Source organism: Herbidospora solisilvae, from assembly GCF_009901565.1.
GTDB lineage: Bacteria > Actinomycetota > Actinomycetes > Streptosporangiales > Streptosporangiaceae > Herbidospora > Herbidospora solisilvae.
In genome coordinates, this window is record NZ_WXEW01000005.1 from 496729 (window position 1) to 519957 (window position 23229).

Annotated in this window: 22 protein-coding genes; 13 read left to right on the forward strand and 9 right to left on the reverse strand. The window is 71.8% G+C overall.

Going from position 1 to position 23229, the window contains the following annotated elements:
- Window positions 1-73 precede the first annotated feature (73 nt).
- Window positions 74-994: a collagen-like domain-containing protein gene (locus GT755_RS19120; RefSeq protein WP_235966855.1), complete on the reverse strand. Its 921-nt coding sequence runs from the start codon at window positions 992-994 to the stop codon at window positions 74-76.
- Between the two features lie 111 nt (window positions 995-1105).
- Window positions 1106-3832 (reverse strand): DUF7824 domain-containing protein, encoded by a 2727-nt coding sequence (locus GT755_RS41195; RefSeq protein ID WP_161481028.1) that lies wholly within the window; start codon window positions 3830-3832, stop codon window positions 1106-1108.
- 228 nt (window positions 3833-4060) lie between these two features.
- Between GT755_RS41195 and GT755_RS19130 the strand changes: the two genes are divergently transcribed.
- Entirely contained in the window at window positions 4061-4912 is an 852-nt protein-coding gene (locus GT755_RS19130; protein ID WP_202610202.1) for a DUF1707 SHOCT-like domain-containing protein, read from the forward strand.
- Here GT755_RS19130 and GT755_RS19135 read toward each other — a convergent pair.
- Window positions 4900-5175, reverse strand: coding sequence for an ArsR/SmtB family transcription factor (locus GT755_RS19135; RefSeq protein ID WP_161481029.1), 276 nt, complete (start codon window positions 5173-5175; stop codon window positions 4900-4902). The genes GT755_RS19130 and GT755_RS19135 overlap by 13 nt on opposite strands.
- A gap of 17 nt (window positions 5176-5192) precedes the next feature.
- On the opposite strand from GT755_RS19135, the gene GT755_RS19140 reads away from it, so the two are divergent.
- On the forward strand, window positions 5193-5759 hold the full coding sequence (locus GT755_RS19140; RefSeq protein ID WP_161481030.1) for a carboxymuconolactone decarboxylase family protein: 567 nt from the start codon (window positions 5193-5195) through the stop codon (window positions 5757-5759).
- Here the strand turns inward: GT755_RS19140 and GT755_RS19145 are convergent.
- The gene (locus GT755_RS19145; protein ID WP_062349263.1) at window positions 5722-5964 is read right to left on the reverse strand and encodes a LuxR C-terminal-related transcriptional regulator; all 243 of its coding nucleotides are present in this window, start codon (window positions 5962-5964) and stop codon (window positions 5722-5724) included. The genes GT755_RS19140 and GT755_RS19145 overlap by 38 nt on opposite strands.
- A 50-nt stretch (window positions 5965-6014) precedes the next feature.
- The gene (locus GT755_RS19150) at window positions 6015-7787 is read right to left on the reverse strand and encodes a BTAD domain-containing putative transcriptional regulator (RefSeq protein WP_161481031.1); all 1773 of its coding nucleotides are present in this window, start codon (window positions 7785-7787) and stop codon (window positions 6015-6017) included.
- Between the two features lie 113 nt (window positions 7788-7900).
- Between GT755_RS19150 and GT755_RS19155 the strand changes: the two genes are divergently transcribed.
- From GT755_RS19155 to GT755_RS41200, 7 genes are all read left to right on the forward strand, one after another.
- Complete coding sequence (locus tag GT755_RS19155; RefSeq protein ID WP_161481032.1) at window positions 7901-8824, forward strand: ABC transporter ATP-binding protein; 924 nt, start codon at window positions 7901-7903, stop codon at window positions 8822-8824.
- Window positions 8821-9645 carry an ABC transporter permease gene (locus GT755_RS19160; protein WP_161481033.1) on the forward strand — a complete coding sequence of 275 codons (825 nt, stop codon included), beginning with the start codon at window positions 8821-8823 and terminating at the stop codon, window positions 9643-9645. The genes GT755_RS19155 and GT755_RS19160 overlap by 4 nt, the downstream gene beginning before the upstream one ends.
- 19 nt (window positions 9646-9664) lie before the next feature.
- Window positions 9665-10804 carry a YcaO-like family protein gene (locus GT755_RS19165; protein ID WP_161481034.1) on the forward strand — a complete coding sequence of 380 codons (1140 nt, stop codon included), beginning with the start codon at window positions 9665-9667 and terminating at the stop codon, window positions 10802-10804.
- Entirely contained in the window at window positions 10804-12015 is a 1212-nt protein-coding gene (locus tag GT755_RS19170; protein ID WP_161481035.1) for a TfuA-like protein, read from the forward strand. The genes GT755_RS19165 and GT755_RS19170 overlap by 1 nt, the downstream gene beginning before the upstream one ends.
- Window positions 12015-13127 (forward strand): cytochrome P450, encoded by a 1113-nt coding sequence (locus tag GT755_RS19175; protein WP_161481036.1) that lies wholly within the window; start codon window positions 12015-12017, stop codon window positions 13125-13127. The genes GT755_RS19170 and GT755_RS19175 overlap by 1 nt, the downstream gene beginning before the upstream one ends.
- Complete coding sequence (locus tag GT755_RS19180; RefSeq protein WP_161481037.1) at window positions 13124-14113, forward strand: methyltransferase; 990 nt, start codon at window positions 13124-13126, stop codon at window positions 14111-14113. The genes GT755_RS19175 and GT755_RS19180 overlap by 4 nt, the downstream gene beginning before the upstream one ends.
- Window positions 14114-14234: 121 nt before the next feature.
- Window positions 14235-14930 (forward strand): response regulator transcription factor, encoded by a 696-nt coding sequence (locus GT755_RS41200; RefSeq protein ID WP_161481038.1) that lies wholly within the window; start codon window positions 14235-14237, stop codon window positions 14928-14930.
- Here GT755_RS41200 and GT755_RS19190 read toward each other — a convergent pair.
- From GT755_RS19190 to GT755_RS19205, 4 genes are all read right to left on the reverse strand, one after another.
- Entirely contained in the window at window positions 14905-16215 is a 1311-nt protein-coding gene (locus tag GT755_RS19190; RefSeq protein ID WP_161481039.1) for an NAD(P)/FAD-dependent oxidoreductase, read from the reverse strand. The genes GT755_RS41200 and GT755_RS19190 overlap by 26 nt on opposite strands.
- Window positions 16215-16490: a PqqD family protein gene (locus GT755_RS19195; RefSeq protein WP_161481040.1), complete on the reverse strand. Its 276-nt coding sequence runs from the start codon at window positions 16488-16490 to the stop codon at window positions 16215-16217. Before GT755_RS19195 ends, GT755_RS19190 begins: the two co-directional genes overlap by 1 nt.
- A gap of 13 nt (window positions 16491-16503) precedes the next feature.
- Complete coding sequence (stsB, locus tag GT755_RS19200; protein WP_161481041.1) at window positions 16504-17946, reverse strand: StsB family radical SAM/SPASM domain sactipeptide maturase; 1443 nt, start codon at window positions 17944-17946, stop codon at window positions 16504-16506.
- 79 nt (window positions 17947-18025) lie between these two features.
- Window positions 18026-18316, reverse strand: coding sequence for a StsA-related sactipeptide RiPP (locus GT755_RS19205; protein ID WP_030454943.1), 291 nt, complete (start codon window positions 18314-18316; stop codon window positions 18026-18028).
- A 192-nt stretch (window positions 18317-18508) separates the two neighbouring features.
- Here GT755_RS19205 and GT755_RS19210 point away from each other — a divergent pair, with 192 nt between their 5' ends.
- The 4 genes from GT755_RS19210 to GT755_RS19225 are packed head-to-tail and all read left to right on the forward strand — an operon-like array spanning window position 18509 to window position 23178.
- Window positions 18509-18709: an aroma-sacti cluster domain-containing protein gene (locus GT755_RS19210; RefSeq protein WP_034385328.1), complete on the forward strand. Its 201-nt coding sequence runs from the start codon at window positions 18509-18511 to the stop codon at window positions 18707-18709.
- Between the two features lie 35 nt (window positions 18710-18744).
- Window positions 18745-21693, forward strand: a complete 2949-nt coding sequence (locus tag GT755_RS19215; protein ID WP_161481042.1) for an AAA family ATPase — start codon at window positions 18745-18747, stop codon at window positions 21691-21693.
- Window positions 21690-22592, forward strand: a complete 903-nt coding sequence (locus GT755_RS19220; RefSeq protein ID WP_202610203.1) for a S8 family serine peptidase — start codon at window positions 21690-21692, stop codon at window positions 22590-22592. Before GT755_RS19215 ends, GT755_RS19220 begins: the two co-directional genes overlap by 4 nt.
- Window positions 22582-23178, forward strand: a complete 597-nt coding sequence (locus tag GT755_RS19225; protein WP_030454946.1) for a GAF domain-containing protein — start codon at window positions 22582-22584, stop codon at window positions 23176-23178. Before GT755_RS19220 ends, GT755_RS19225 begins: the two co-directional genes overlap by 11 nt.
- The last annotated feature ends 51 nt before the right edge of the window (window positions 23179-23229 follow it).

Consider the following 23229-nt stretch of genomic DNA (forward strand, 5'->3'; position numbering starts at 1 on the left):
GGTGGGGGCACGGCTTCATGCTCCACCACTGATCACGGCCGTCAAACTAACCCATAGGCGATAAGTCCGTCCCTTACGCCTGCCCGCAGAGCGCTGTGACGGTGACGGTGACGGTGCCGTTGGTGTTGTTCACCGGGAACAGGACGCTCACGGCGTCGTCGAGCGGCCCGCCGGTCTGGGAGAAGAGACGCGCCCAGGCGACCGAATGGGGGTTGAGCAGGGCGACGTACTGGGCCGAGACCTGGTAGTCGGAGTCGAGCAGCACCTTGCCGGAAGGGCACTTGGCGATGGTCGTGCCGGCCGTGTTGGCGGGGAACCTGTTGGTCGCGACGACCTTCTGCAACCCGGCGACGCCATCGGCTCCCCGCTCACCCCGCGGCCCCTGATCGCCCTTCGCCCCCTGAGCGCCGGGGAGCCCTTGCTCTCCTCGCGGTCCCGTCGCGCCCTGCGGTCCCGCCTCTCCTCGCGGCCCCGTCGCGCCCTGCGGTCCCGCCTCTCCTCGCGGCCCCGTTTCTCCTCGCGATCCCGCCTCTCCTTGCGGTCCCGTCGCGCCCTGTGGCCCCGGCGCTCCTTGTGGTCCGCTTTCTCCTTGTGGTCCGGTCTCTCCTTGCGGTCCGGTCTCTCCTTGCGGTCCGGCGTCTCCTTGCGGTCCCGGGTCTCCCTTCGGACCAGTGGGGCCCTGTGGTCCGGCCGGACCCTGCGCGCCTGCCGGACCCTGCGCGCCGGTGCGGCCCATCGGGCCGGTGGGGCCGGTCTGGTTCCAGGTGATCTGCTGGTAGCCCATCGGGCACGTGTCGCCGGGCGGCTCGGTCGGCAGCGGCCGCAACATCGTCTGCTCGATCGGCCCCGGCACGCGGAGCACCCCGTCGGCCCCGACACAGGCCGTGATCCGCATGTCGTCGGCCACCGCGACCGCCACCCCGGCCCCGCCCGCGACCAGCCCGGCGGTGATGCCCACGGCCAGCCACATCGCCCGTTCCCTACCGCGACGCATGTCGTCTCCCCTGTCGAAGGTGGTGTTCCACGCTAGGGAGGGGCAGGGCGGGAGGACGTCCCCCTGGCGGATCGGGAAGGTCATCCGGCAGGGGGATCTCGTCGCTCTCGTTCAGCTCTGGGCGGGGGCCAGCCGGTCGCGCAGGCGGCGGCACTCGCGGGTGAAGCGGCTCCGGCCCGTGCGCGCCGCGAGGGCGGTGATCTCGGGGATCTCGCCGGTCGCCCCGATCCACGACGCGACCTCGGTCGCGAAGGCGACCGCCTCCGACTGGGGGGTGGTGGCGCGCTCACCCGCGCGGGGCAGCAGGTGGGGCAGCAGCCCGCGCAGGACGGCCCACACCTGGTGGGGTGCGCCCTCCTGGGCCAGCTCGGACAGGGCGGCGACCAGCGGGCGGATGCCCGATCGCGCCCGCCTGACCAGTTCGCCGAGTTGACGGCCGAGGGCCTCGACGGGGAGCGCGCCCTGCGCGGCGAGGTCGAGCAGCAGCCCGACCATCGGGTCGTCCCGGTCGCGGTCGACCAGGAGGAGGCCGAGGACGACGGCGGACGCGTCGCCCAGCGGGCCGTCGGCGGCGGCGCAGCGGCGGAAGGCGGCGACGGTGAGGCGCTGGTAGTGCCACGGCCCGGTGACCTGCGCCAGGCAGTTGGCCGAGGCCACCTCGCGGTGCGAGGGCACCATCGGGGCGTACCAGTCCGGGTGGCGGGCGAACTCGTCGGAGACGTGCCGGCCGGGCTGCGCCAGCATGACCTCGTCGATCAGCCGGTCGCCCGTGGGAGCCGCGAGCCGCAGCAGAGGCCGCACGCGGACGTGGTCGCCCTCCCCGGTCCATTCGACGCCGGTGACCGGGTCGGGCAGTCCGTCGCCGGCCAGCCACCCGGCCGCCGCCCGCGCCGCCGCCGAGCCGACCTTGGCGGCCCGTTCCGCCGCCGCCGGGTGGGCGCCCCTCGGCAGGCGCATCAGCGCCTGGGCCAGGTCGGCCGGGAGCGGTTCACGCCCGGCTTCGGCGCAGGTCTCCAGCCGGTCGACCAGGACCTCCGGGTCGAGGTGGCCGTTGTCGAGAGTCGGGGTCGCCAGCAGGACGGGCGGGAGCACGTCGTCGCGCAGGGCGTCGTACAACTCACTGAAGCGGTGCAACAAGAACAGGTGCAGCGGCGTCACCCGCCGAAGTTCTGGCAAGCGCTCGGTGCCGCGGGTCTTCACCGAAGGGTCGTCGGCCAGGCCGAGCACCGCCTCCGGCAGGTAACCCGTGAACCCGTAGGTCAGCCCGCGTCCGCGCCCAACCCTCTCTTCAAGGACCATCTCGTCTTCGTCGGGTGCGGCGTACACCCGCAGCTGCATGACCTGGTGGTCCCACGGCCAGGATTCGGCGGGAGGTTCCTCCGGCGCCCACCCAGGGGTGATCAGCTCGGCCGACAGGGCCTCCATCCAGTCGCGGGGATCGGCCCATACCCAGGACCGGTGCCACCAGTGGTCGCGGCGTCTCAGTGAGCTGCGGAGCGCGGCGCGGTCGCGGGTGGCGTCGCGGGTGAAGGCGGCGAGCCAGCGTTCGGTGCCGATCCACGTCGAGACCGGCTCGCGGACGGCCGACGACGACGGTTCCGGGAACGGCTTCGGCGCGGGGACCGCGGGCAGCGGCGGGAACGTCACGGCGGGCGCGGGCTCCTCGAACGAGGGTTCGCCGGAGAAGCGGGTCGTCAGGAGGGCGGCCAGATCGGCGGGCAGGGCCGCGATCCCGTCGGCGACCAGCGAGCCGTCGGTCACGTGTTTGAGCGTCAGGTCGACCGCTCTCGACTGGACGTCGAACGACGTGTGCCCGTAGGCGGTCACCAGCGCCGGGCCGAACTCGGCCGCCGCCGACGGGGTGCGCTTCAGTTCGGCGTCGAGCCAGCGCAGGCCGATCGTGGCCAGTTTGGCCTCGGCGCGGAACGTCAGCGACTCGACCGCCTCGACCAGGTCGGCGCGGTCGATCGGGAACACGGCCTTGACCTGCCTGGCGGCGAGTTCGGCCACCGGACCGGGCGAGGAGGGCAGCAGCCGCAGGTAGTCGCGCAGCCGGCCCGCGGTCTCCTCGGGGGTCGGGGCGAGCAGGTCGTGGAGGCGGACGAAGAAGCGCAGGTCCTGCGCCTCGCCGCCGCGCAGGAAGCGGCTGACGCAGCCGTCGATGGCCTGGTCGCGGGGGACGTCTCTGCGCACCCGGGCCAGCCAGCGGGTGGGGGCGGGGGTCAGGCGTTCGTCGCGCAGTTCGCGGCCGGCGCCCTCGGCGTCGAAGACCCGCAGGAGGAGGGCCGACGTCAGGGGGTCGTTGGGATGGGTCATCATCCGCAACCACGCCACCACCAGCGGGTCGTGGTCGGGAGGCTCGGCGCCGGAGGCGCGCAGCAGAGCCACCGCCAGGGGCGCGATGCGGTCGTCCGGACGGCGGATGCGGCGCGCGAGCCGTACGGCGACGTCCTGCTGCCACTCGACCGGGCGGGACGCGGCGACCCTGACGGCGTCGGCGACGTTGAGACCGAGGGCCCGGCGGCGGTTGACGTCGCGGCCCGTGACGAACGAGACGGCGGCGGCCGGGCCGGTGATGGTGCCGAGCCCGGCCAGCAGCAGCGCGGTGGCCAGGCCGTCGAGCATCTCGTCGATCTCGAAGCCCTCGTCCCACGCGCGCTCCCAGTCGGCGGCGTAGTCGCGCCGCGCGAGCTCGGCCGTCTTCTCGGCGCGCAGGTCTTTCACCAGGCCGGGTAACGCGCGGCCGATCTCGCCGCGTTCGGCCTCGGTCAGGGTGAGCAGGCGCCTGCCGAGCTCGTGGACCTGGTTGCGCCGGATCAGGTCGAGGATCTGCCTCACGGCGTGACCTCCACGTCGCCGCTGCAGAACCTGAGGGCGGAAAGGGTCCGTTCGCGGGACGTCGGAAGCCCGGGAGTCGCTGAGGTCATGTCCCCGGACCTTAGGCACACCGACCGACAAACTCGGAGAACGCCAAGGCCGATTCACCGGAGCCGATTCTCTCGGAAAATCCCCCGAATCCCGTCATGGCGGTTGGCTAGTTTGGAGGGCACACAGGGGAGGTCGGAAATGCAGCACATGCGTGTGTCCGACGCGGAGCGCGACCGCGCCTGCGCCGTTCTGCGTGAGCACTACGCCGTCGGGCGGCTCGACGACCAGGAACTCTCGACCCGGCTCGCGGCCGCGCAGACCGCGGTGACGTGGGGAGACCTCAACGAGCTGATACGCGACCTGCCACCGATCCCGGGCATGCCCCTGATGCCCTCGGCCCATTCCTACACGCCGCCCCCGCCTCCTCCCCAAGTGACCTACGCGCCTCCCGTCCACTATCCGCCGCAGCAGGTCCGCGACGTGGGCAGGGCCTACCGGACCGCGGCCTGGGTCAGCTTCGCCCTCGGGTTCGCGAGTTTCGGGCTCATGTGGATCCCGGCGCTGGTCTTCGCCGTGCTCGGCAGCCGGGCCAGGGAACGGGGCCGCGAAGACCGCAACACGGGCAAGATCATCGCCGTCGTGACCGGCGCCGCGCTGCTGTTCACCCTGGTGGCGCTGCCCGCCGCGTTCGACGATGACGACGACGGCGACGACTGGTCGTCGGAGTCGATCGAGGCGCCGCCGCCGGTGGAGTTCGACGACGAATCCGACGTCCACGAGGTCGTGATGAAGGTGGTCGCCGACCGGCCCGACGCGACCGCCGCCGACTTACTGATGAACGCCGAGGGCAGCGAGGTGGCCTCCGGCAAGGGCGTGGTGCTGCCCTTCGTGAAGGAGCTCGACCTCGCCGGCCTCGACGACCTGAACGTGGAGGCCGAGGCGGTCGACGGTGTGAGGCTGACCTGCCAGATCACCGTCGACGGCGTGGTCGTGGCCGAGGGCAGGCCCGATTCCGGCGACGGCGGCTGCACCGCCGCCTACAGCGGTTGACCCTTCCGGTACCGGGTCAGCCAGCGGTCGATCTCGGCGAGCGGCGCGGGGTCGACCGCGTAGAGCCGCCGTGCCCCGTCGACCCGCACGGTCGCGAACTTGTTCTCGCGCAGCACCCGGAGGTGCTGCGACACGGCCGGCTGACTGATGCCGAACTCGGCCTGGACGACCGCGCCCACCTCCCCGGCGGGTTGTTCCCCACCGGCGAGCAGTTCGAGGATCCGCCGCCTGACGGGATCTCCCAGGACGTCGAAGGCGTGCATCCGACTACCTTATATAAGTGACCACTGATACGGACCGCCTGCCCTTCCCCGCCGACCCGACCCCGGAGCAGCGGGCCGCGATCGACCGCATCACGGCGGGCCCGCGCGGCGGCGTCTCCGGCCCGTTCGTGCCGTTGTTGCGCAGCCCCGAGCTGATGACGCGGCTGCAGCTCGTCGGGGAGACGATCCGGTTCGGCGGCGTGCTCGACGAGGACCTCGTCGAGGTGGTCGTGCTCACCGTGGCCCGGCACTGGGACCAGCCCTACGAGTGGGCCTTCCACCACCCGATCGCCCTGGCCAAGGGCGTGCCGCCCGCCGACGTCGAGGCCGTCGGCAGAGCCGAGCGCCCGTCGGACGGCCGCCTGGCCGTGATGTGGGACGTGGTCGACGAACTGCAGCGTACGAAGGACGTCTCCGACGCCACGTACGCCGAGGCGGTGGCGGTCTTCGGCGAGGAGCGGGTGGTCGCGGCGGTCGCCACGGCCGGCTACTACACGACGCTGGCCATGGTGATGAACACCGCGCGCACGCCGCCGCCCGAGGGTCTCAGCGCCGCACTCCCGGAGGCCACACCCCCACGTTGAGGAAGCGGTGGGCGTACGAATAGGCCACGAGCTGACTTCGGTTGGAGCAGGCGAACTGGTCGAGGAGTTTGCTGATGCGTTCGGCCACGGTGTGCCGGCTGAGGTGCATCTCGCGGGCGATCCGGGTGGTGGTGTAACCCCGGGCCAGCATGACGATCAGCCATCGGTCGCGATCATTGATCAGGTCGTCGTACGCAAGATCCATTAATGAACTCCTCGCGTGATCGCTTGCGTTTCGAGCGTAGGTTCGCGCGCTTAACCGTCGGTATTGCCAGGCCTTGCGGCCGGTTTGCCCGTCAGGATCGACGTGTAGAGCCGCTTGAGTACGGGGCTGGGGTCGATGCCCAGCTCTCCGGCCAGGCGGCGGCGGACCGCCTCGAACTGGGCGAGCGCCTCGGGCGCCCGGCCGCAGCCCGCCAGGGCGGTCATCCGGGCGGCGATCAGGCGTTCGCGGGCGGGGAAGAAGGCGGCCAGGTCGTCGAGCCGGCTCAGCACCTCGACGAAGGCGCCGCGTTCGATCTGGAGCTCGGCCCAGTCCTCGTTCACCGCCAGGTGGAGGTCGGTGCAGCGGGCCACCGTCTCGTCGATCAGGGGCACCCCGGCGAACTCGGCCAGCGGGCGGCCCCGCCACAGGTCGAGGGCCCGGTCGAGCAGGTGGAGGGCCGCGTCGCCCGCACCGCGGCGGCGCATCTCGCGTCCGGCCGCCGCGAGGTCGCGGAAGTGGAGCAGGTCGAGCTCGTCGCGGCGGGCGTCCAGGCGGTAGCCCCAGCCCTCGAAGGCGATGCGGTCGCCGAGGCGTTTGCGCAGCTCCGAGACGTACACCTGGAGGTTCTTGCGGGCCGTGGCCGGGGGGCGGCCCTCCCACAGGGCGTCGATGAGGTGGTCGGTCGGGATCACCTCGTTCGGGTTCGACAGCAGGATCGCCGCCAGCAGGCGCGACTTCCTGGCGCTGATCTGCACGGGCACGCCGCCGACGCGGAGGTCGAGCGGCCCGAGCACGCGGGCGTCGAGAGCCGTGGCCCGGCCGCCCAGCAGGAGGAAGCCCGACAGGTCGACGCGGGTGTTCTCGCGGTGCAGCCGCCGGACCATCGCGAGCGTGGCCATCGAGACGTCGTCGACGCCGGCCTTCGACTCGAACCAGCGCCAGTCGCCGTCGGGGTTGACCTCCAGGAACACCGGCCCGTCGCCGGTGAGCAGGAAGTCGAAGGCGCCGTAGCGCAGCCCCCACAACTCGGCCAGGCGGTGCACGGCCTCGGCCACCTCCGGGGGCGCCGCGACGGGCGTGACCGTCACGGAGTCCTCGTCGCGCCAGATCGCCGCGGGTGACGGCTTGTCGACCCGGAAGGCCCGGATCTCGCCGTCCACGTGGTAGACCCGCAGTTCGGCGGTGTGCTCGACGTACTCCTGGACGATCATCGGCACGTCCCGGGCGCGGAAGGCGGTGCGCTCGCCGATCTCGGGGAAGACGCCTTCCAGCAGGTTCGGCTCGGCCTCCACGAAGTGCCTGCTCAGCGCCTTGACGACGATCTTGCGGCTGGGGAGGGCGGCGCTGCCCGGGTCGGTGGTGACGATCGTGCGCGGCACCCGGACGCCGGCCTTGGCCGCGCCGTCGAGCTGGGCCAGCCTGCCGGGGTCGAGGCCGTCGGGGATGCGTACCGAGGAGAGGGCCGTCACCTGGTCGACCAGGGCGACCCATGACTCGGCGCGGAACAGGGCGTGGGCCTCCTTCTCGCCGCACAGCCCGAAGTGCCGCACCCACACGACCGTCGGCAGGATGCGGCGGCCGTCGATGGTCAGGGAGCCGTCCTCGTGGCGGGTCAGGTCGGCGACCGAACCGGCGTCGATGCGCACGCTCGGCACGCCCAGGGTGCGCAGGCCGCGTTGCAGCCCGGCGAACTCGCCCATGCCCGCGCGGTCGGCCAGCACCACGCACGGCAGCACGGTCCGGGGATCGTCGTCGTCGGGCAGCCGCCAGCTCACGCCGCGCGCCGCCACCGGCATCCGCAGGGTGTAGGAGCCCGTGTCCATGGGCCGATGGTCTGCGTACGCGGCCGGGAGACACAATCAGGCCTCTGCCGTTCGGCATAAGCCCACTTTCGTGGGGTTGTCCGGCCCACTGATCACCGGCCCATACTCAAGCCATGAGTGACGTGGTGACGGCCACGGGGCTTACCAAGCAGTACAAGGGCATGAACCGGCCCGCGGTCGACGACGTGTCGTTCGACATCGCGCCAGGCGAGACCTGCGGACTGCTCGGCCCCAACGGCGCCGGTAAGACGAGTCTCATCAAATTGATCTGCGGTGTCACCGCCCCTACCTCCGGGGACGTCCGCGTGTTCGGCGTGGACCCGATTCGCCAGCCGGTGGAGGCCAAGAGCGGCATCGGCGCGATGCACCAGACCGCGCCGTTCGACATGATGTTGCCCGCCCTCGACAACCTGCACATCGCCGCCAGGTTCCGCGGCCTGAAATGGCGTGCGGTCGAGCCGTGGGCGATGGAGGTGGCCGGGTTCCTGGGCCTCACCGAGGCCCTCGACCGCATGTGCTTCCAGCTCTCCGGCGGCCAGCGCCAGCGCCTCCAGCTGGTCAGGGCGCTGCTCAGCATCCCCCGGCTGCTGATCCTCGACGAGCCGTCGGCCGGTCTCGACGTCGCCGGCCGCCGCCAGGTCGAGAAGTTCGTCACCTGGCTGCGCGAGGAGCACGGCGTCACCATCCTGTGGACCACCCACCACATCGAGGAGCTGGAGCGCAACTGCCAGCGGGTCCTGGTCATCAACAAGGGCCAGGTGGTCAGGTTCGCCAAGCCGCGCGAGATCGTCGAGGAGTTCGGCAGCACCCACGTGCAGGTCAGCGTGGAGGACGAGCCGGCCCGGCTGCTGGTGGAGGACTGGGCGCGGGGCGCGGGCCACGAGATCTCGACGGGCGAGAACGAGGTGCGCATCCACGGGGCCAAGGCCCAGGAGGTGCTGCCCGCGCTGGCCGGTCTCGCGGTGACGGGCGTGTCGACCGTGTCCGACTCCCTCGAAGAGGCGTTCCTGCGGATGACGGAGAAGGTGACCGCGTGAGCACCCCGGCCGACCTGCTGACGTTCGAGCACAAGCCGCCGCCGCCCGGGACCGCGCGGCAGGCCGACCTGGGGGCCGTGGTCTACCGCGAGTGGGCGCTGCTGGCCCGCAACCGGGTCTACCTGATCCTCGGCCTGGCCCCGATGCTCATCTACCTGCTGCTGGTCAACACCTCGCTGAGCAACCTGGTGCAGACGGTGGAGTACAAGGGGCTGGCCGTCGGGTTCGCGGTGTTCCTGCTGCCGATGACGCTGGGCATGTCGGTGGTCAGCGCGGCCGGCACCTCGGCCATGGCGATCTTCCAGGAGGAGATGAGCGGGGTGGCGACGCAACTCTGGTCGTACCCGCTGAGAAGGTCGCGGTTCCTGATGGGCAAGATGATCGCCGGTGTGTCGCTGGTGCTCGGGCAGAGCCTGCTGGGCCTCATCGCGGCGGTGCTGATCTTCGAGTTCCCGTTCGACCTGGAGGGCTGGCTGGCCCTGCTGGTGACGCTGGCGCTGGCGTCGCTGGCCATCAACGGGCTCTACCTGGCGGCGGCCATCACGGTCACCGACTACCAGGCCTTCATGGTCGGGTCGAACCTGTCGCTGCCGGTGCTCGTGTTCAGCGCGCCGTCGATGTACACCTACGACAGCATGCCGACGGTCCTGCAGTGGTTCTCCCACGTCAACCCGCTCACCTACGCCATCAACGGCATGCGCGACGCCAGTCTGTTCGGCTTCGCGGAGGCCGGGCGCGACATGGCGATCCTGGCCGTGATGGCGATCGTCGGCTACACGATCGGCGGCCGGGCGCTGCTGAACCGGGCCCGCAACATCTGATTCCCGAGGGGGCGAGACGATGTCCAGAACGACGTGGCTGCAGTCGGCCGCCGACGCCTCGAAGGTGCTGTTACCCGGCACCGACCGGGCGGTCGGACCGGCCCGGACGCTGGAGATGGCCGGGCGGGCCGCCCCGCTGGTCGGGATCACCCGGGTGGCCGACATCACCCGGCTCGACCACATCGGCATCCCGACGTTCCAGGCGATCCGGCCGGCGTCCCGCACGCTGGCGGTCTCGCAGGGCAAGGGGGTCACCCCCGACCTGGCGAGACTGTCGGCGATGATGGAGTCGATCGAGCTCTGGCACGCCGAGCAGCCCATGCCCGCCCACACCGTCTCGCCCCCGAGGGAACTCGACCTCGGCTACGACGTGGCGGCGCTGCCGCTGTCGTCCCCGACCGTCCTGCACGAGGGCCTGCCCATCGCCTGGGTGCCCGGCCGGTCGCTCGTCGACGGAAGTGAGACCCTGGTTCCCCGCGACACGGTCGCGTTCCGGCTGACCCGGAAGACGGGCTGGAACGCCCCGGTGTTCTTCGAGTCGACCAACGGCCTGGCCAGCGGCAACACCCTCGTCGAGGCGACCCTGCACGCGCTCTACGAGGTGGTCGAACGCGACGCCGTCACCGCCTGGCTGACGGGCCGCGACAAGGGCGAGCTCGTCGACGCCCTGTCGATCGGCTCACCGGTGATCGACGTGCTCTGCGAGCTGATGGCCCGCGCCCGCGTCACGATGGAGTGCCGCTCGGTGCCCTCGCCCACCGGGCTGTCGGTCTTCGTCGTCAGGATCACCTGCGACGACTACCCGCCGCCCTTCATGGGGTACGGCTGCCACCTCAGCGCCGAGATCGCCCTGTCCCGGGCCATCACCGAGGCGGCGCAGTCGCGGCTGGCCTACATCTCGGGCGCCCGCGACGACCTCAAGGCGGGCGCGCAGCGGCAACTGGCGAGCGAATATCCGGCGCTGGTCGAAGGCGGGGCCGGCATCCAGGAGGCGCCCGCGCGCGGCAGCCTCGTCGACGACCTGGACGACGTCGTGAAACGCGCCGCCGTCGCCTTCGGGCACGCGCCCATGGTGGCCGACCTGACCCGCGCGGACATCGGCGTGCCGGTGGCCCGCGTGCTGGCCCCCGGCAGCCGCGTCATCCCGGAGGTGTTCTGATGAAGGTGGTCGTCTACACGGGGCCGACCCTGTCGGCCGACGACGTGCACGCCGTGCTGCCCGAGGCCCGGGTCGTGCCGCCCGCCGCACGCGGTGACCTGCTCAAGGAGGAGTGGAGCCCCGACGACACCGCCGTCATCATCGACGGCTACTACCGCGAGCGGCTCTCCGTCGGGCACAAGGAGATCCTCTGGCTGCTCAACGAGGGGGTGCACGTCATCGGCGCGGCCTCGATGGGCGCGCTGCGGGCGGCCGAGCTGGCCCCGTTCGGGATGACCGGCGTGGGCGAGGTCTACGAGATGTTCTCCTCCGGCGTGGTCGACGGCGACGACGAGGTCGCCGTGCTGCACGGCCCGGCCGAGCACGGCTATCCGGCGGGCACGGTCGCCCTGGTCAACCTCCGTCACGGGGTGGCCCGGGGGACCGTCGACGCCGGGGCGGGCGAACGCATCGTCGCCGCCGCCAAGGCCCGGCCGTTCACGCACCGGTCGTGGGAGGAGCTGGAAGAGGCGGTCGATCCGGCCGACCGGGGGGCGCTGGCCGTACTGAGAGAAGAGAAGTGGGACGTCAAGCGGCTCGACGCCCTGGCGGCCCTCGACGCGGTCGCCGGGCCCAGAACCGATGTCGCCGGTGCCTGGTCGGCCGACATCGCGCTGACCGGGATCACCCACTACGAGGCGCTGAAGTGGCGCTCGGCTCGCGACCTCGACGTCATGAACGCCGCGAGGCTGTTCGCGCCGGAGTATCCGGAGGTGCACGCGTCGGTGCTCGCCGAGCTGCTGGCCGGGTTCGGCGGCGAGGCCCACGCGCGGGAGAAGCTCGGCGTCTACGGCGACGAGATGCCCCCCGAGCTGGGGAGATGGCTCTCGCCCGAGGAGCACGCGCTCGACCTGCCCGAGCGGCTGCGCCTCGTGATGATCCGGGTCTGGCCGGTCTGGCAGTCGGAGGACTGGCGGCGGGTGGTGCTCGACCGGCTGCGGCGGCACCCGAAGTGGCCCGAGTGGAGCGAGCTCGTCGACGCCGCCGAGACGGCGCGGGCCACGGCCAGAGCGGCCACGCCGCCGCCGGAGTTCTGCGCGCGGTTGTTCCTGCGGCACTGGAAGACCGCGCCGCCGCACGTCGAGATGGCCCGGCGCGGCTTCTACGGCATGGACGACCTCGGCCGCACCGTCACGCCGTTCTTCCCCCTGGACGCCCAGCGGAGACGCTGATGCGCATCCCGCGCGCGGATCCCCACCCGGCCCTCCGCCGGATGCGCGAGGAGACGCCGGTCGTCAAGATCGACGGGGCCTGGTACCTCACCCGGTACGCCGACGTGCAGCGGGCCCTGCTCGACCCGGCGATCGGGCGGCAGGTGGTGGTGCACGAGGGCGTGGACGACCCGCTCGCCATGGTGCGCCGGAACATGTTCAACCTCGACCCGCCCGACCACACCCGGCTGCGGCGGCTGATGGCCCCCGCGTTCGGGCCGCGCACGGTCGCCCGGCTCGACCGGCGCATCGGCGAGATCACCGCCGAGCTGGTCGCGGGCCTCGACGGCGAGGTCGACGTGATCGAACAGCTCGCGCTGCCGCTGCCGATCCTGGTGATGGCCGACCTCATCGGCTTCCCCGCGGCGGACGCGGCCCGGCTCCGGGTCTGGAGCGACGCGATGTTGCGCAGCTACCACGCGCCGAGGATCAGGGTGGCCGGGCTGGCCTTCGTGCGCTACATCGAGAAGCGCGTCGCCGAACGGCGCGAGCAGCCGCGCGGCGACCTGCTCACCCACCTGGCGCTGAGCCCCGAACTCGACCACGAGGAGCTCGTGTCGAGCGTGTTCCAGCTGGTCATGGCGGGCGACGAGACGACGGTCAACCTGATCGGCAACGGCGTGCTGGAACTGCTGCGGCATCCCGGGCAACTGCGCAGGCTGCGTGCGGACCCCGGGCTGATCGGCTCGGCCGTCGAGGAGGTCATGCGGTTCAACGGGCCGGTCGGGCACTCCCGCCCGCTCTACGCGCTCACCGACGTGACCTTCGGCGACGTGGTCGTCCCCAAGGGCGACATGATCGTCCCGGTGCTGCTGGCCGCCAACCGCGACCCGGCGGTCTTCCCCGACCCCGACGTGTTCGACGTCGCCCGCACCCCCAACCGGCATCTCGGCCTCGGCCACGGCATCCACTTCTGCCTGGGCGCGGCGCTGGCCCGGCTCCAGGCGCGGGCCGCGATCGGCGCGCTGGTCCGCCGCCCGCTACAGCTGGCCGCCGACCCCGCCGATCTGGAGTGGACCCCCGACCTGTTCATCCACGGCGTGCGCCGCCTTCCCCTGCGAGTGGGCCCATGAAGAATCTCTCGGCCATGGCCTTCGGCTTCGCCGGTTCCCAGATCCTGTACGCCGCCACGAAGCTCGGCCTGCCTGACGTGCTGGCCCGAGGACCGATCGACCCCGGGACCCTGGCCGGTCAGGTGGGGGCCGACCCCGGAACGCTGCGCCGCCTGCTGCGTGCGCTGGTCGTGCTCGACGTGGCCGTCGAGATCCCGCCGGACCGCTACGCCCTGTCGGCCTTCGGCCAGCCGCTGCGCACGGGCCACCCGCGGTCGATCAGGTCGAGTGTGCTGCTCCTCGGCGACCCGGCCACCTGGCGGGCGTGGGGCGCGCTGACGGAGTCGGTGCGGACCGGCGAGACGGCCTGGGAACACGTCCACGGAAAGCCGCTCTTCGAGTACCTCGCCGGCTCGCCGAACCTCTCGGCCGTCTTCAACACCGCCATGCGCGAGGGCACCGGCCAGGTCGCCGACCTCATCACGTTCGACTTCGCGGGGCGGACCGTCGTGGACGTGGGCGGCGGGAACGGCACCCTCCTGGCGTCGATCCTGGCGCGCACCCCCGACGCGCGGGGTGTGCTCTTCGACTCGGCCGAGGGGGCCGCCGACGCCCCGCGGGTGCTGGCGGAGGTCGCCGGCCGGTGCCGGATCGAGCACGGCGACTTCTTCGACGCGGTGCCCGAGGGCGACGTCATCGTCCTCAAGGGCATCCTGCACGACTGGGACGACGACACCTGCGTCCGGCTGCTCCAGGGGTGCCGCAAAGCGTTGCGGCCGGGCGGGCGGTTGCTGGTCGTCGAGCCGGTCATGCCCGAGCGCCTCACCGCGGAGGAGGCGCCGGGAGTGGTGATGAGCGACGTCGCGATGCTCGTCTACACAGGGGGCCGCGAACGCACCCGGGCGGAGTTCGCCGCCGTGCTGGCCGCCGCCGGTTTCACGTTGACGCGGGTCGGCGAGCGTCTGGGCGGGTCGCCGATCAGGGTCGTGGAGGCGGCCGGAGACTGAGCCGCATGAGTATGCCGCCCCTGAGGGCGGCTCTCATGAGTAAGTGCGCTGCTCTGGTGAGCATTTTCATATGCGCGCATTCTGTGCCTGTGTTGCAGAAACGGGCAATCCAGGTGGTCAGGTGACACATCAGGCCGAATTGGCCCTCTCGGTCGAGGCGATGCCCGTCAGGGTGGTCGTCGGCGATCCGGACCGGGGGGTTCGGGCCAGACTCAGAGGATCGCTGCACATGGGCAACGGCGTCCACGTCGTCGGCGAGGCCGGCGCCGGGACCCGGCTGAGCGACCTGGTCGCCCGCCAGCGGCCCCGGGTGGTGGTGGTCAGCGCCGCGCTGATCGACTCCGGGGTCGACTTCGCCCTCGCGGTCGAGGCGCTGACGCGGTGCCGCAGCCACGTCGTGCTGGTCGCCGACGACCTCGACGAGGAGCTGCTCGGCCGGGCGCTGCGGGAGGGGGTCGGCGGGTTCGTGCACCGCCCGTCGCTCTTCGCCGAGATCGTGCCGGCGATCCGGCTGGTCGCGGCCGGGCACACGTTCATCTCCACGGCGATGATCACCAGGCTCAGAGACCGCATCGCGGGCGCGATGACCGGGGTCGACCACCACCTGGCCGCGCTCACCCGCCGGGAGGCCGAGGTGCTCGCCCTGGTCGCCACCGGCCTGTCGAACGCCCAGATCGCCGACCGGCTGGGCATCGGGGCCGGGACCGTGCGGTCACACCTGGCCAGGATCCTCGACAAGCTCCAGGCGGCCAACCGCGCCCACGCGGTCGGCATCGCCTACGAGCTGGGCTTCATCGCGCCCAGGCGAACTGGCTGATCGCCTGCTCGGCGGTCAGCGGCTCCACCGGGTCGTCGACCATGGCCCGGAAGACGGCGTGGTGGTCGCGGACGGCCGGGATGAGCGCCTGGCCGTGAAAGAGCTCGGCGGCCAGGCCGGGACTGCTCAGCATCGCCCGGCCCACCTTGGCGTCGCCGCCCTTGCGCGGCGCGGCCACCGCCATCCGCCACGACCGGTCGGCCACCTCGGCGACGGCCCGCTGACTCGGGCCCTCCTCGGCGATCCGCACCGCGGTCATGGCGGCGACGGACATGCCGTGCGAGTAGACCGGGTTGACGGTGACGACGCTGTCGCCGACGGCCAGGAAGCCCTCCGGGAGCGTGACGTCCTCGAAGCGGCGACGGCGGTTGGCGGTGTCGTGGCAGGGGCGGATCGGGCCGACGGGCTTCGCCTTCGCGATCAGGTCGGCGATGACGGGATCCCTGAGCTCTCGCGCGTACGCGAGGAAGCCCGCCTCGTCGAGAGGGGGGTCGCCGGTCATCGTGACGATCCACCGGCCGCCCTCGATGGGGAACAGGGTGCCGCCCCTGGCCGGGGTGTACTTCGGATGGACCATAACGGCGGGGATGTCGCCGGGCCCCTCGTAGAGGCGGGTGGCGTAGGAGACGCCGGAGGGCACGCTGACCTCTTCCACGGGGGAGACCCCCAGCGCGGCCAGCCAGCCGGGAGCCTGGGATCGGCGCCCGGTCGCGTCGACGACGAGATCAGCCCTGACCGATCCCGTTCGGGCGATCTGCGGCAGGTCGCTGAGGGGCGTGCCGGTTGTGGTGCGGAGTTCCGCGAGCCTGCCCGCGTGGCCCCTTCCCGGTCTTCTGATCTCGGCGCTGATGTGGACGCCGGTGACCTTCCCCGCGTCGCCGGTCAGCCCGGTCGCGGTCACCCCTTGGACGACCTCGATGCCGGCGTGTCTTCTGACCACCTCGTCCAGGAGGGGTCTGCTGCAGGCGATCAGGTCGGCCTCGGTGCGGACGCGGTGGAACCAGCCCTCGCCGGAGAAGATCAGGCAGTCGCCGGGCATGTTGCGGCGGTGGGCGCCCGCGTCCAGGAGGTCGTCCACGACCCCGGGCAGGAGCCGGTCCAGGGCGCGGATGCCGCCCGTCACCAGCACGTGGTTGTGGTGGGACTGCGGCAGCCCCCGCCTCGGGCGGGGGCTCGCCGGGTAGTGGTCGGTCTCCAGGACCACGACCTCGTCCGCGTGCCGGGTCAGCGCGACGGCGGCCAGCACCCCGGCCAGCCCGCCGCCCAGGACCACCACACGGGTCATCACGCCTCTTCGAGGAGCATGCCGTTCTCGACCATCGAGCCGATGAACTGGTTGACCTCGGTCACGATGCGGCGGCTCACCGCGTCGTTGCCGCGCGCGTAGGCGCGGGACATGGACAGGGCGATGGGCTCACGCTCGCCGGCCTGCTCGACCATCATCCAGATCTTGGAACCGGTCTCGTTCAGGGTCGAGAACGCGCCGGTCTCGGTGTGGTAGAGCGACACGCCGTCGGCGGTCTCCTGCCAGATCACGGCGTCGCTGATCGTCAGAGCCATGGTCATACCTCGCTTAAACAGGCGTGATGGGGAGCAGCTTGCCGACCTTGACGGGCTCGCGCATCGGCGGGACGTAACGCGTCCAGTCGTCGAAGACGGGGTGGATCGTGTCGTCGGCCACCAGGCGCGGGGTCGTCATGACGTCGTTGTTCCTGGCCAGTTCCGCGCCGGTGGCGCCCGACTCCAGCCAGAGCTGGGTGGCGATGCCGTGGCGCAGGATCCGGCACTGGTGGCGGCTGTTGCGCTTGATGTCGAGCGACTCGGCCATGTGGGAGGCCCGGCAGCCGCCGCCGCACGACGCCTTGATGTAGCAGCGGGCGCAGTCGGCGTGGTACTCGCCGCCGAGCACCGAGCTGGTGCGCATCTCCTTGAGCACCGGCGCGCCGAAGATCTCGGCCAGCGACTGCTCGCGCACGTTGCCCGCGTAGTGCTCGTGGCCGGTGACCAGCTTGCACGGGTAGACGTCGCCGAGCGAGTTGATGTAGATCTCGTTGCCGCCCATGCCGCAGTTGGCCTTCACGGCACACGGGCCGAGCGGCCGGGGGCCGTCGGGGCTGAGCTTGCCGGCCGCCGGGGAGGTCCACGCGATCTCCTGGATCCGCATGTGGTCCTGCCACCCGAAGTCGGCCTTGTCGGTCACGCCCCGGCCGAGCTTGTTGTGGTACATCAGCCGGATGCTGTGGACCTCCAGCCCCTCGATGAACTGGGCGAAGTCCTCAAGCTCGTCGATGTTCTCCGACGTCACGATGTGGTTGATCTTCGGAATGACGCCGACCTGGTTCAGCAGCCGAAGCGCCTTGTGGGTCTTGGCGAACGAGCCCGCGCCGCGGGTGCGGTCGTGGGTCTCGGCGGTGCCGCCGTCGACGCTCACGGTGACCGAGTTGAACAGGTCGGCGAACCGCTGCGCCGTCTCCAGCTTCCTGATCATCGTCGCGTTGGTGACGATGTTGCACTTCAGGCCCAGCGACCTGGCGTGCTCGACGATCTGGAAGAGGTCCTTGCGGAGCATCGGCTCGCCGCCGGTGAAGATGACGTACTCGGCGCCGAACTCGGCGATCTCCTCGATCAGGCGCAGCGACTCGTCGGTCTTCAGCTCGTTCGGCAGGCACTTCTCCGACGAGGCGTAGCAGTAGGGGCAGCGCAGGTTGCAGCCGTCGGTGATCGCGTAGTAGGCCTGCTTGAGCTTCGGCTCCTGGAAGGCCACGTTCGGGCGGTGGCCGTCGTAGTAGACGACGTAGTTCAGGATCAGCTTGGCGAGGGCCTTCTCGTTCTCCAGCGTCTCGTCGAGGGGAAGGGCACGGGCCAGCGCCGTCAGCACGCCGAACTCCCGCGACGTCAGCACCACCCGGCCGCCCGAGTGCGGGTTGACCACGAGACGTCTGTCGTCGTGGACGAAATAGGTGAGGCCCTCGGGGACCTCGAACAGGGCGCGGTTCTTGACCAGCTTCCCCGGCATGTCGCTCTCCCTCCCTCGTCACCGCGTGGACGCGGCCCCGCTTTCGGCGTCCGGGGCCGCGTCCGCGAACTGGTGGTGCCTAGTTGGCCGCGCCGGAGCCGGAGCCCGACCAGGCGCCGCAGAGGCAGTCGGCCGCGGCGGCCATGGTGTGGGCGACGACCTCGGGCTCGGACCACTCGCCGTCGGCGCTCGCACCGGCGGAGACGCCGGCCAGCACGCCCGGGAGGGCGTTCGGCAGCTTGTCCTTGAGGGAGATGAGCAGGTCGACCTCTTCACGGGTCAGGGTGGCGAACGCCTCCTCGACCTCGGCGGCGAGCTGGGAGTTGAGAATGCCGGCCTGACGCAGTTCCTCAGTGGGATCGAAGGACATGCCTTCACCTCTCTAGCGATCGGGTTGCGTTGCGAGTCGAGTATGTGCCGGTGACGCGCGGGCCGGACAACCCCACAAATGTGGGCTGACGTGCGGAAAAGAACCCACGAATGTGGGGTGGCCGATCGTCTGGTGCGCTTTCAGACTTACGCGAAAGCGGACTTTTCAGACGCGACGCGGTGAGGACGAGTGATGAACAGAACCGGTTCGGGGGCGTACGACGCACTGGCCGACCTACGTGCCGCAGGGCACCCGATCGACCTACTCGACGAGCGGCAGCGCGACGTGTTCGCCTCGCTCAACCAGACCGAGGTCACCCTGCTCAACTCGATCAAACGACGTCTCGACGACGTCGCGCCCGAAGTTGAGGGCCAGGAATTGAAGCTGGTCTGAGCATGCAGGGGTCGAGGCCGGCTCGTCGTCACATCGTGGTCCTGTTCATCGACCTGTCCGGGTCGACCGAACTCGCGGAGCGTCTCGACCCCGAGCTGCTCATGCAGATCCTGGAGCGCTACTACGCGGGATGCAGAGAGGCGATCTTCGCCAACGGCGGCGTGATCGAGAAGTACATCGGCGACGCCATCATGGCCGTCTTCGGCATCCCCCTCAGCCGCGAGGACGACGCGCTGCGCGCCGTGCTCGCCGCCCACGGCGCGATGCGATCGGTGTACGAGCTGGCCGACCAGCTGGAGCGGACCGTCGGCGTCCGCATCGGGGCGCACGTCGGGGTGGCGTTCGGCGAGGTCATGGTAGTCGGCAACACCGGCACCGACGTCCGCGTGATCGGCGACACGGTCAACACGGCCGCTCGCATCCAGTCGGCCGCCAAGGAGGGCGAGATCCTCCTCGGCGACGACGTCGCCCGGCTGGTGCGCCAGCACGCCGTCATGGAGGAGGTCCCGCCGCTCACGCTGAAGGGCAAGAAGGACCCGGTCCGCGCCTGGCGGTTGATCGACGTCGAGCCCGACCGCGCGGGCGACGCGGGCGCCGACACCGTCCCCCTGATCGGCCGCGACGAGGAGCTCGCCCAGCTCACCCGCCTGCACGAACGCGTGATCAGGGAACGGTTGTGCGGGATGGCGACCCTGCTGGGCGTGCCGGGCATCGGCAAGTCACGGCTGGTGCGCGAGTTCCTGCACCGGCTGCCGCCGGGCGTGCGGGTGCTGACCGGGCGCTGCCCCTCCTACGGCATCGGCGCCACCTACCGCCCGATCGCCGAGATGCTCGAAGACGTCAACGGCGACTGGCCCGCCGTCGCGGCGGCGGTCGGCCCCGACGGGGAGCGCACGCTGCGCGCGCTGGCGGGCAACGGCCAGACCCCCGGCGTCGCCGAGATCGCCCGCGCGGTCCGCAGCTTCCTGGAGGTGATGGCCGACAACCGCCCGCTCGTGGTGGTGCTCGACAACCTCCAGTGGGCCGAGCCGACGTTGCTGGAACTGGTCGACGACTGCGTGGCGTGGCTGACCGACGTGCCGGTGCTGTTCGTCTGCGTGGCCCGGCCGGAGATCTACGAGCTGCGTCCCGGCTGGGGCGGCGGCATGGCCTGCGGGATGTCGCTGGAGCTCGGGCCGCTGAGCGGCGCGGACGTCGCGCGGCTCGTCCAGGAGCTCTGCGCCGAACGCGTCGAGGTCATGGCGCACGCCGACGAGGCCCTGCACTGGCGGGTCGCCGCCAGCAGCGACGGCAACCCGCTGTTCGCCGAGCTGATGCTGGAGACCCTGACCGAGGGCGACGGTTCGCTGCCGCCCACCATCACCGCGCTGCTGGGCGCCCGGCTCGACCGGCTCGGCGGCGACGAACGCGAGGTGCTGGAGCGGGCCGCGACCATCGGCCAGATGTTCACCCTCGGCCAGGTCGAGATGCTCGGCCCGGACCTCTCCTCGGGGACCCCGTCGGGGCCGGTCCGCAGCCTCCAGCGCGACCGCCTGGTCAGACGGGGCTCCCAGCCGGGCGCCTTCGAGTTCACCCAGACCCTCACCCGCGAGACCGTCTACTCGCTGACCAGCAAGGAACAGCGCGCCGACTGGCACCGTCGCCTCGCCGACTGGCTCGGCGAGCAGGAGGCCGCCGACGACACCCCGTTCCGCAGCTGGACCTCCGGCGACATCAGCCGCCACCTGCTCGCCGCCTGCCGCTTCACCCGCGAGGTGCGCCCGTTCGACCCGCTGCTCGACGAGCTCACCGACCGCGCCGCCACCGCGCTGATCCGCGACGGCGGCGAGGCCCTGCACCGCAGGGACCTTCCGGCCGCCATCGCCCTGCTCGAACGCGGCCGCGAGATCCTGCCCAAGGGCCGGGAGGAGCACCGCCGCCTGGCGATCCTGATCAGCGACGCCGAACTGGCGAGGGGAGAGGCCGGGAAGGCCGCCGCCGCCCTCGACGCCGCCGAGGAGATGCTCCCCGGCGACCCGCGCACCGCGCTGACCTGCACGATCCAGCGTGAGATGCTGGGCCTGCGCACCGGCCGGGGCACCGACCCCGAGGCGCTGCGCGACCGGCTCGAACAGGACGACGATCTCAGCTGGTGCCGCTTCCACCAGCTGGAAGCGTGGACGCACATCGACGCCGGCCGTTTCGGCGCCGCCGACCAGGCGCTGCGCGATGGGGTGGCCCGCGCCCGCGCGATGGGGGACCGATACGAGGAGGACCGCCTCCTGGGCGGCCTGTGCGAGCTGGTCCAGTGGTCGCCGACGCCGGTCGGCGAAGGGCTCGTGTTGTGCGCCGACCTGCTGGAGCGGTTCGTCGGCGACCGCGCGCTGCTCGTCCCGGTCCTGCTCACCAAGGCCCGGCTGCTCGGTCTCTCCGGCGGCCTGGCCGAAGCCCGCGAGACCCTCGACACCGCCGCCCACTATGTCGACGAACTCGACCTGGGCCTGCCCGCCATCGCGGTCACCCAGGTCCGCGGCCTGGTCGAGTCGCTGGCCGGCGACCACGAGAAGGCGCGCGCGCTGTTCCGCGACGCCGCGGCGGCCCTGCACGCGGCCGGGCACGGCGGCGCCGCCGCCACCCTGGAGATCTACGCCGCCCGCGAGACCCTTCGCATGGGCGACTCCGGCCTGGCCGCGCGGGAACTCGATCGCCGCGAGGGCCCCCGCCAGCTCCGGGGCGAGGTCACCGCCCTCGCCCTGCGGGCCGCCGTCGCCGCCCGATCGGCCGATCATCCGGAAGCCCTGCGCCTCGCCGACCGTGCCGCCGAGCTGGTCGCGGCCACGGACGATCTCTGCCTGCGTGGCGACGTCCTCGTCGAGGTCGCCCAGGTCCGGCGGGCCGCCGGGCGGGACCCGTCCGGCGCGCTCCGCGACGCGCTCGACGCCTACGACGACAAAGGGGCGAGCCTGCTCGCCCACCGGACCCGCGACCTGCTGGGGGACCTGTGACCCTGACGCCGACCAACTCCCCGCTGCCGCCCTGGCGGCGGGGCCAGCGCGACCACTTCCCCGGAGTGCCGGCCTGGGGGCTGGCGACCCGCCGGGCCGCGCCGGAACCCTTCGAGATCAGCCGCCTGGAGTCGGTCGACAAGGAGTGGGCCTACGGCGGCGCCGACGGCACCGGCGTGCGGGTCTGCGTGCTGGACACCGGCGTCCAGGCCGATCATCCGCACGTCGGCGGACTGGAGGCGTCCTACCAGGTGGTCGCCGACGACAACGGGAAGTCATCGGTCGCCGAATGTGAGCCGCACGACCCGGCCGGGCACGGCACCGCCTGCGCCTCGGTGATCCGCCAGGTCGCGCCGGGCGCCTCGATCAGCTCGCTGCGGGTGCTCACCGACGGCAAGAACGGCAGCGGCGACGCGCTGCTGACCGGCCTGCGGTGGGCGATCGAGGCCGGCTTCGACGTGATCAACATGAGCCTGTCGACGACGAAGTCGGACTTCCGGCACACCCTCCAGGAGCTCGCCGACCAGGCCTACTTCCGGCGCTGCCTGCTGGTGGCCGCCGCGCACAACATGCCGGTGCTCAGCTTCCCGTGGACGTTCTCCTCGGTGGTCAGCGTGGCCAGCCACGACCAGGCCGACCCGATGACCTACTTCTACAACCCGTCGCCACCCGCCGAGTTCCACGCCCGGGGCGTCAGGGTCCCGGTGGCCTGGGCGGGCGGGAAGGTGGTGCGCAGCACCGGCAACAGCTTCGCCGCCCCGCACATCGCCGGGATCTGCGCGCTCATCCTGAGCAAACACCCCTGGCTGACGCCGTTCCAGCTCAAGACCGTGCTCTATCTCGCCGCGGACAACACTGCGGACACCATCGCGCAGAACGGAGAGCCTGATGTCCTCTGAGGACTTCGACAGCACCGAACGCAAGTTGCTGCAGTCGATCGTGGAGGTGGCCCGCCACATGTTCGGCGCGGCCGCCGCGTCGATCTTCCTGGTCGACCCCGAGACCGGTGAGCTGGTCTTCGAGGCCGTCTCCGGCGAGGGGGAGAAGGAACTGGTCGGCAGCCGCTTCCCGGCCGGGACGGGCATCGCCGGCTGGGTCGCCACCAGCGGCCAGCCCATGGTCGCCGACGACCTCAAGACGACCACCTTCGACCAGGACGCCGCCGAGTCCACCGGCTACGTGCCCGCCACGATCATGGCGGCCCCGCTGATCCGGTTCGAGGAGTGCGTGGGCGTGCTGGAGGTGCTCGACCGGGCCGAGTCGCGCAGCGACCTCGACGACATCGAGCTGCTGGGCATGTTCGCCACCCAGGCCGCCTGTGGCCTGGAGTTCCTGCTCCGGGTCAGGCACAGCGAGCCGCGCGCCCAGATCGACCCGCAGGTGGTGCTGCGGCGGCTGAGCGACCGCCCGCCCACCGGCGACGGCCCCCGCGACGTCGCGGCGCTGAAGCTGCTGGCCCTCGCCGACGAACTGCTCGCCCTCTAAATACCTTCGCCGATGCCTTCCGGCAATGACCGAATTGCGCCAGATTTCTGA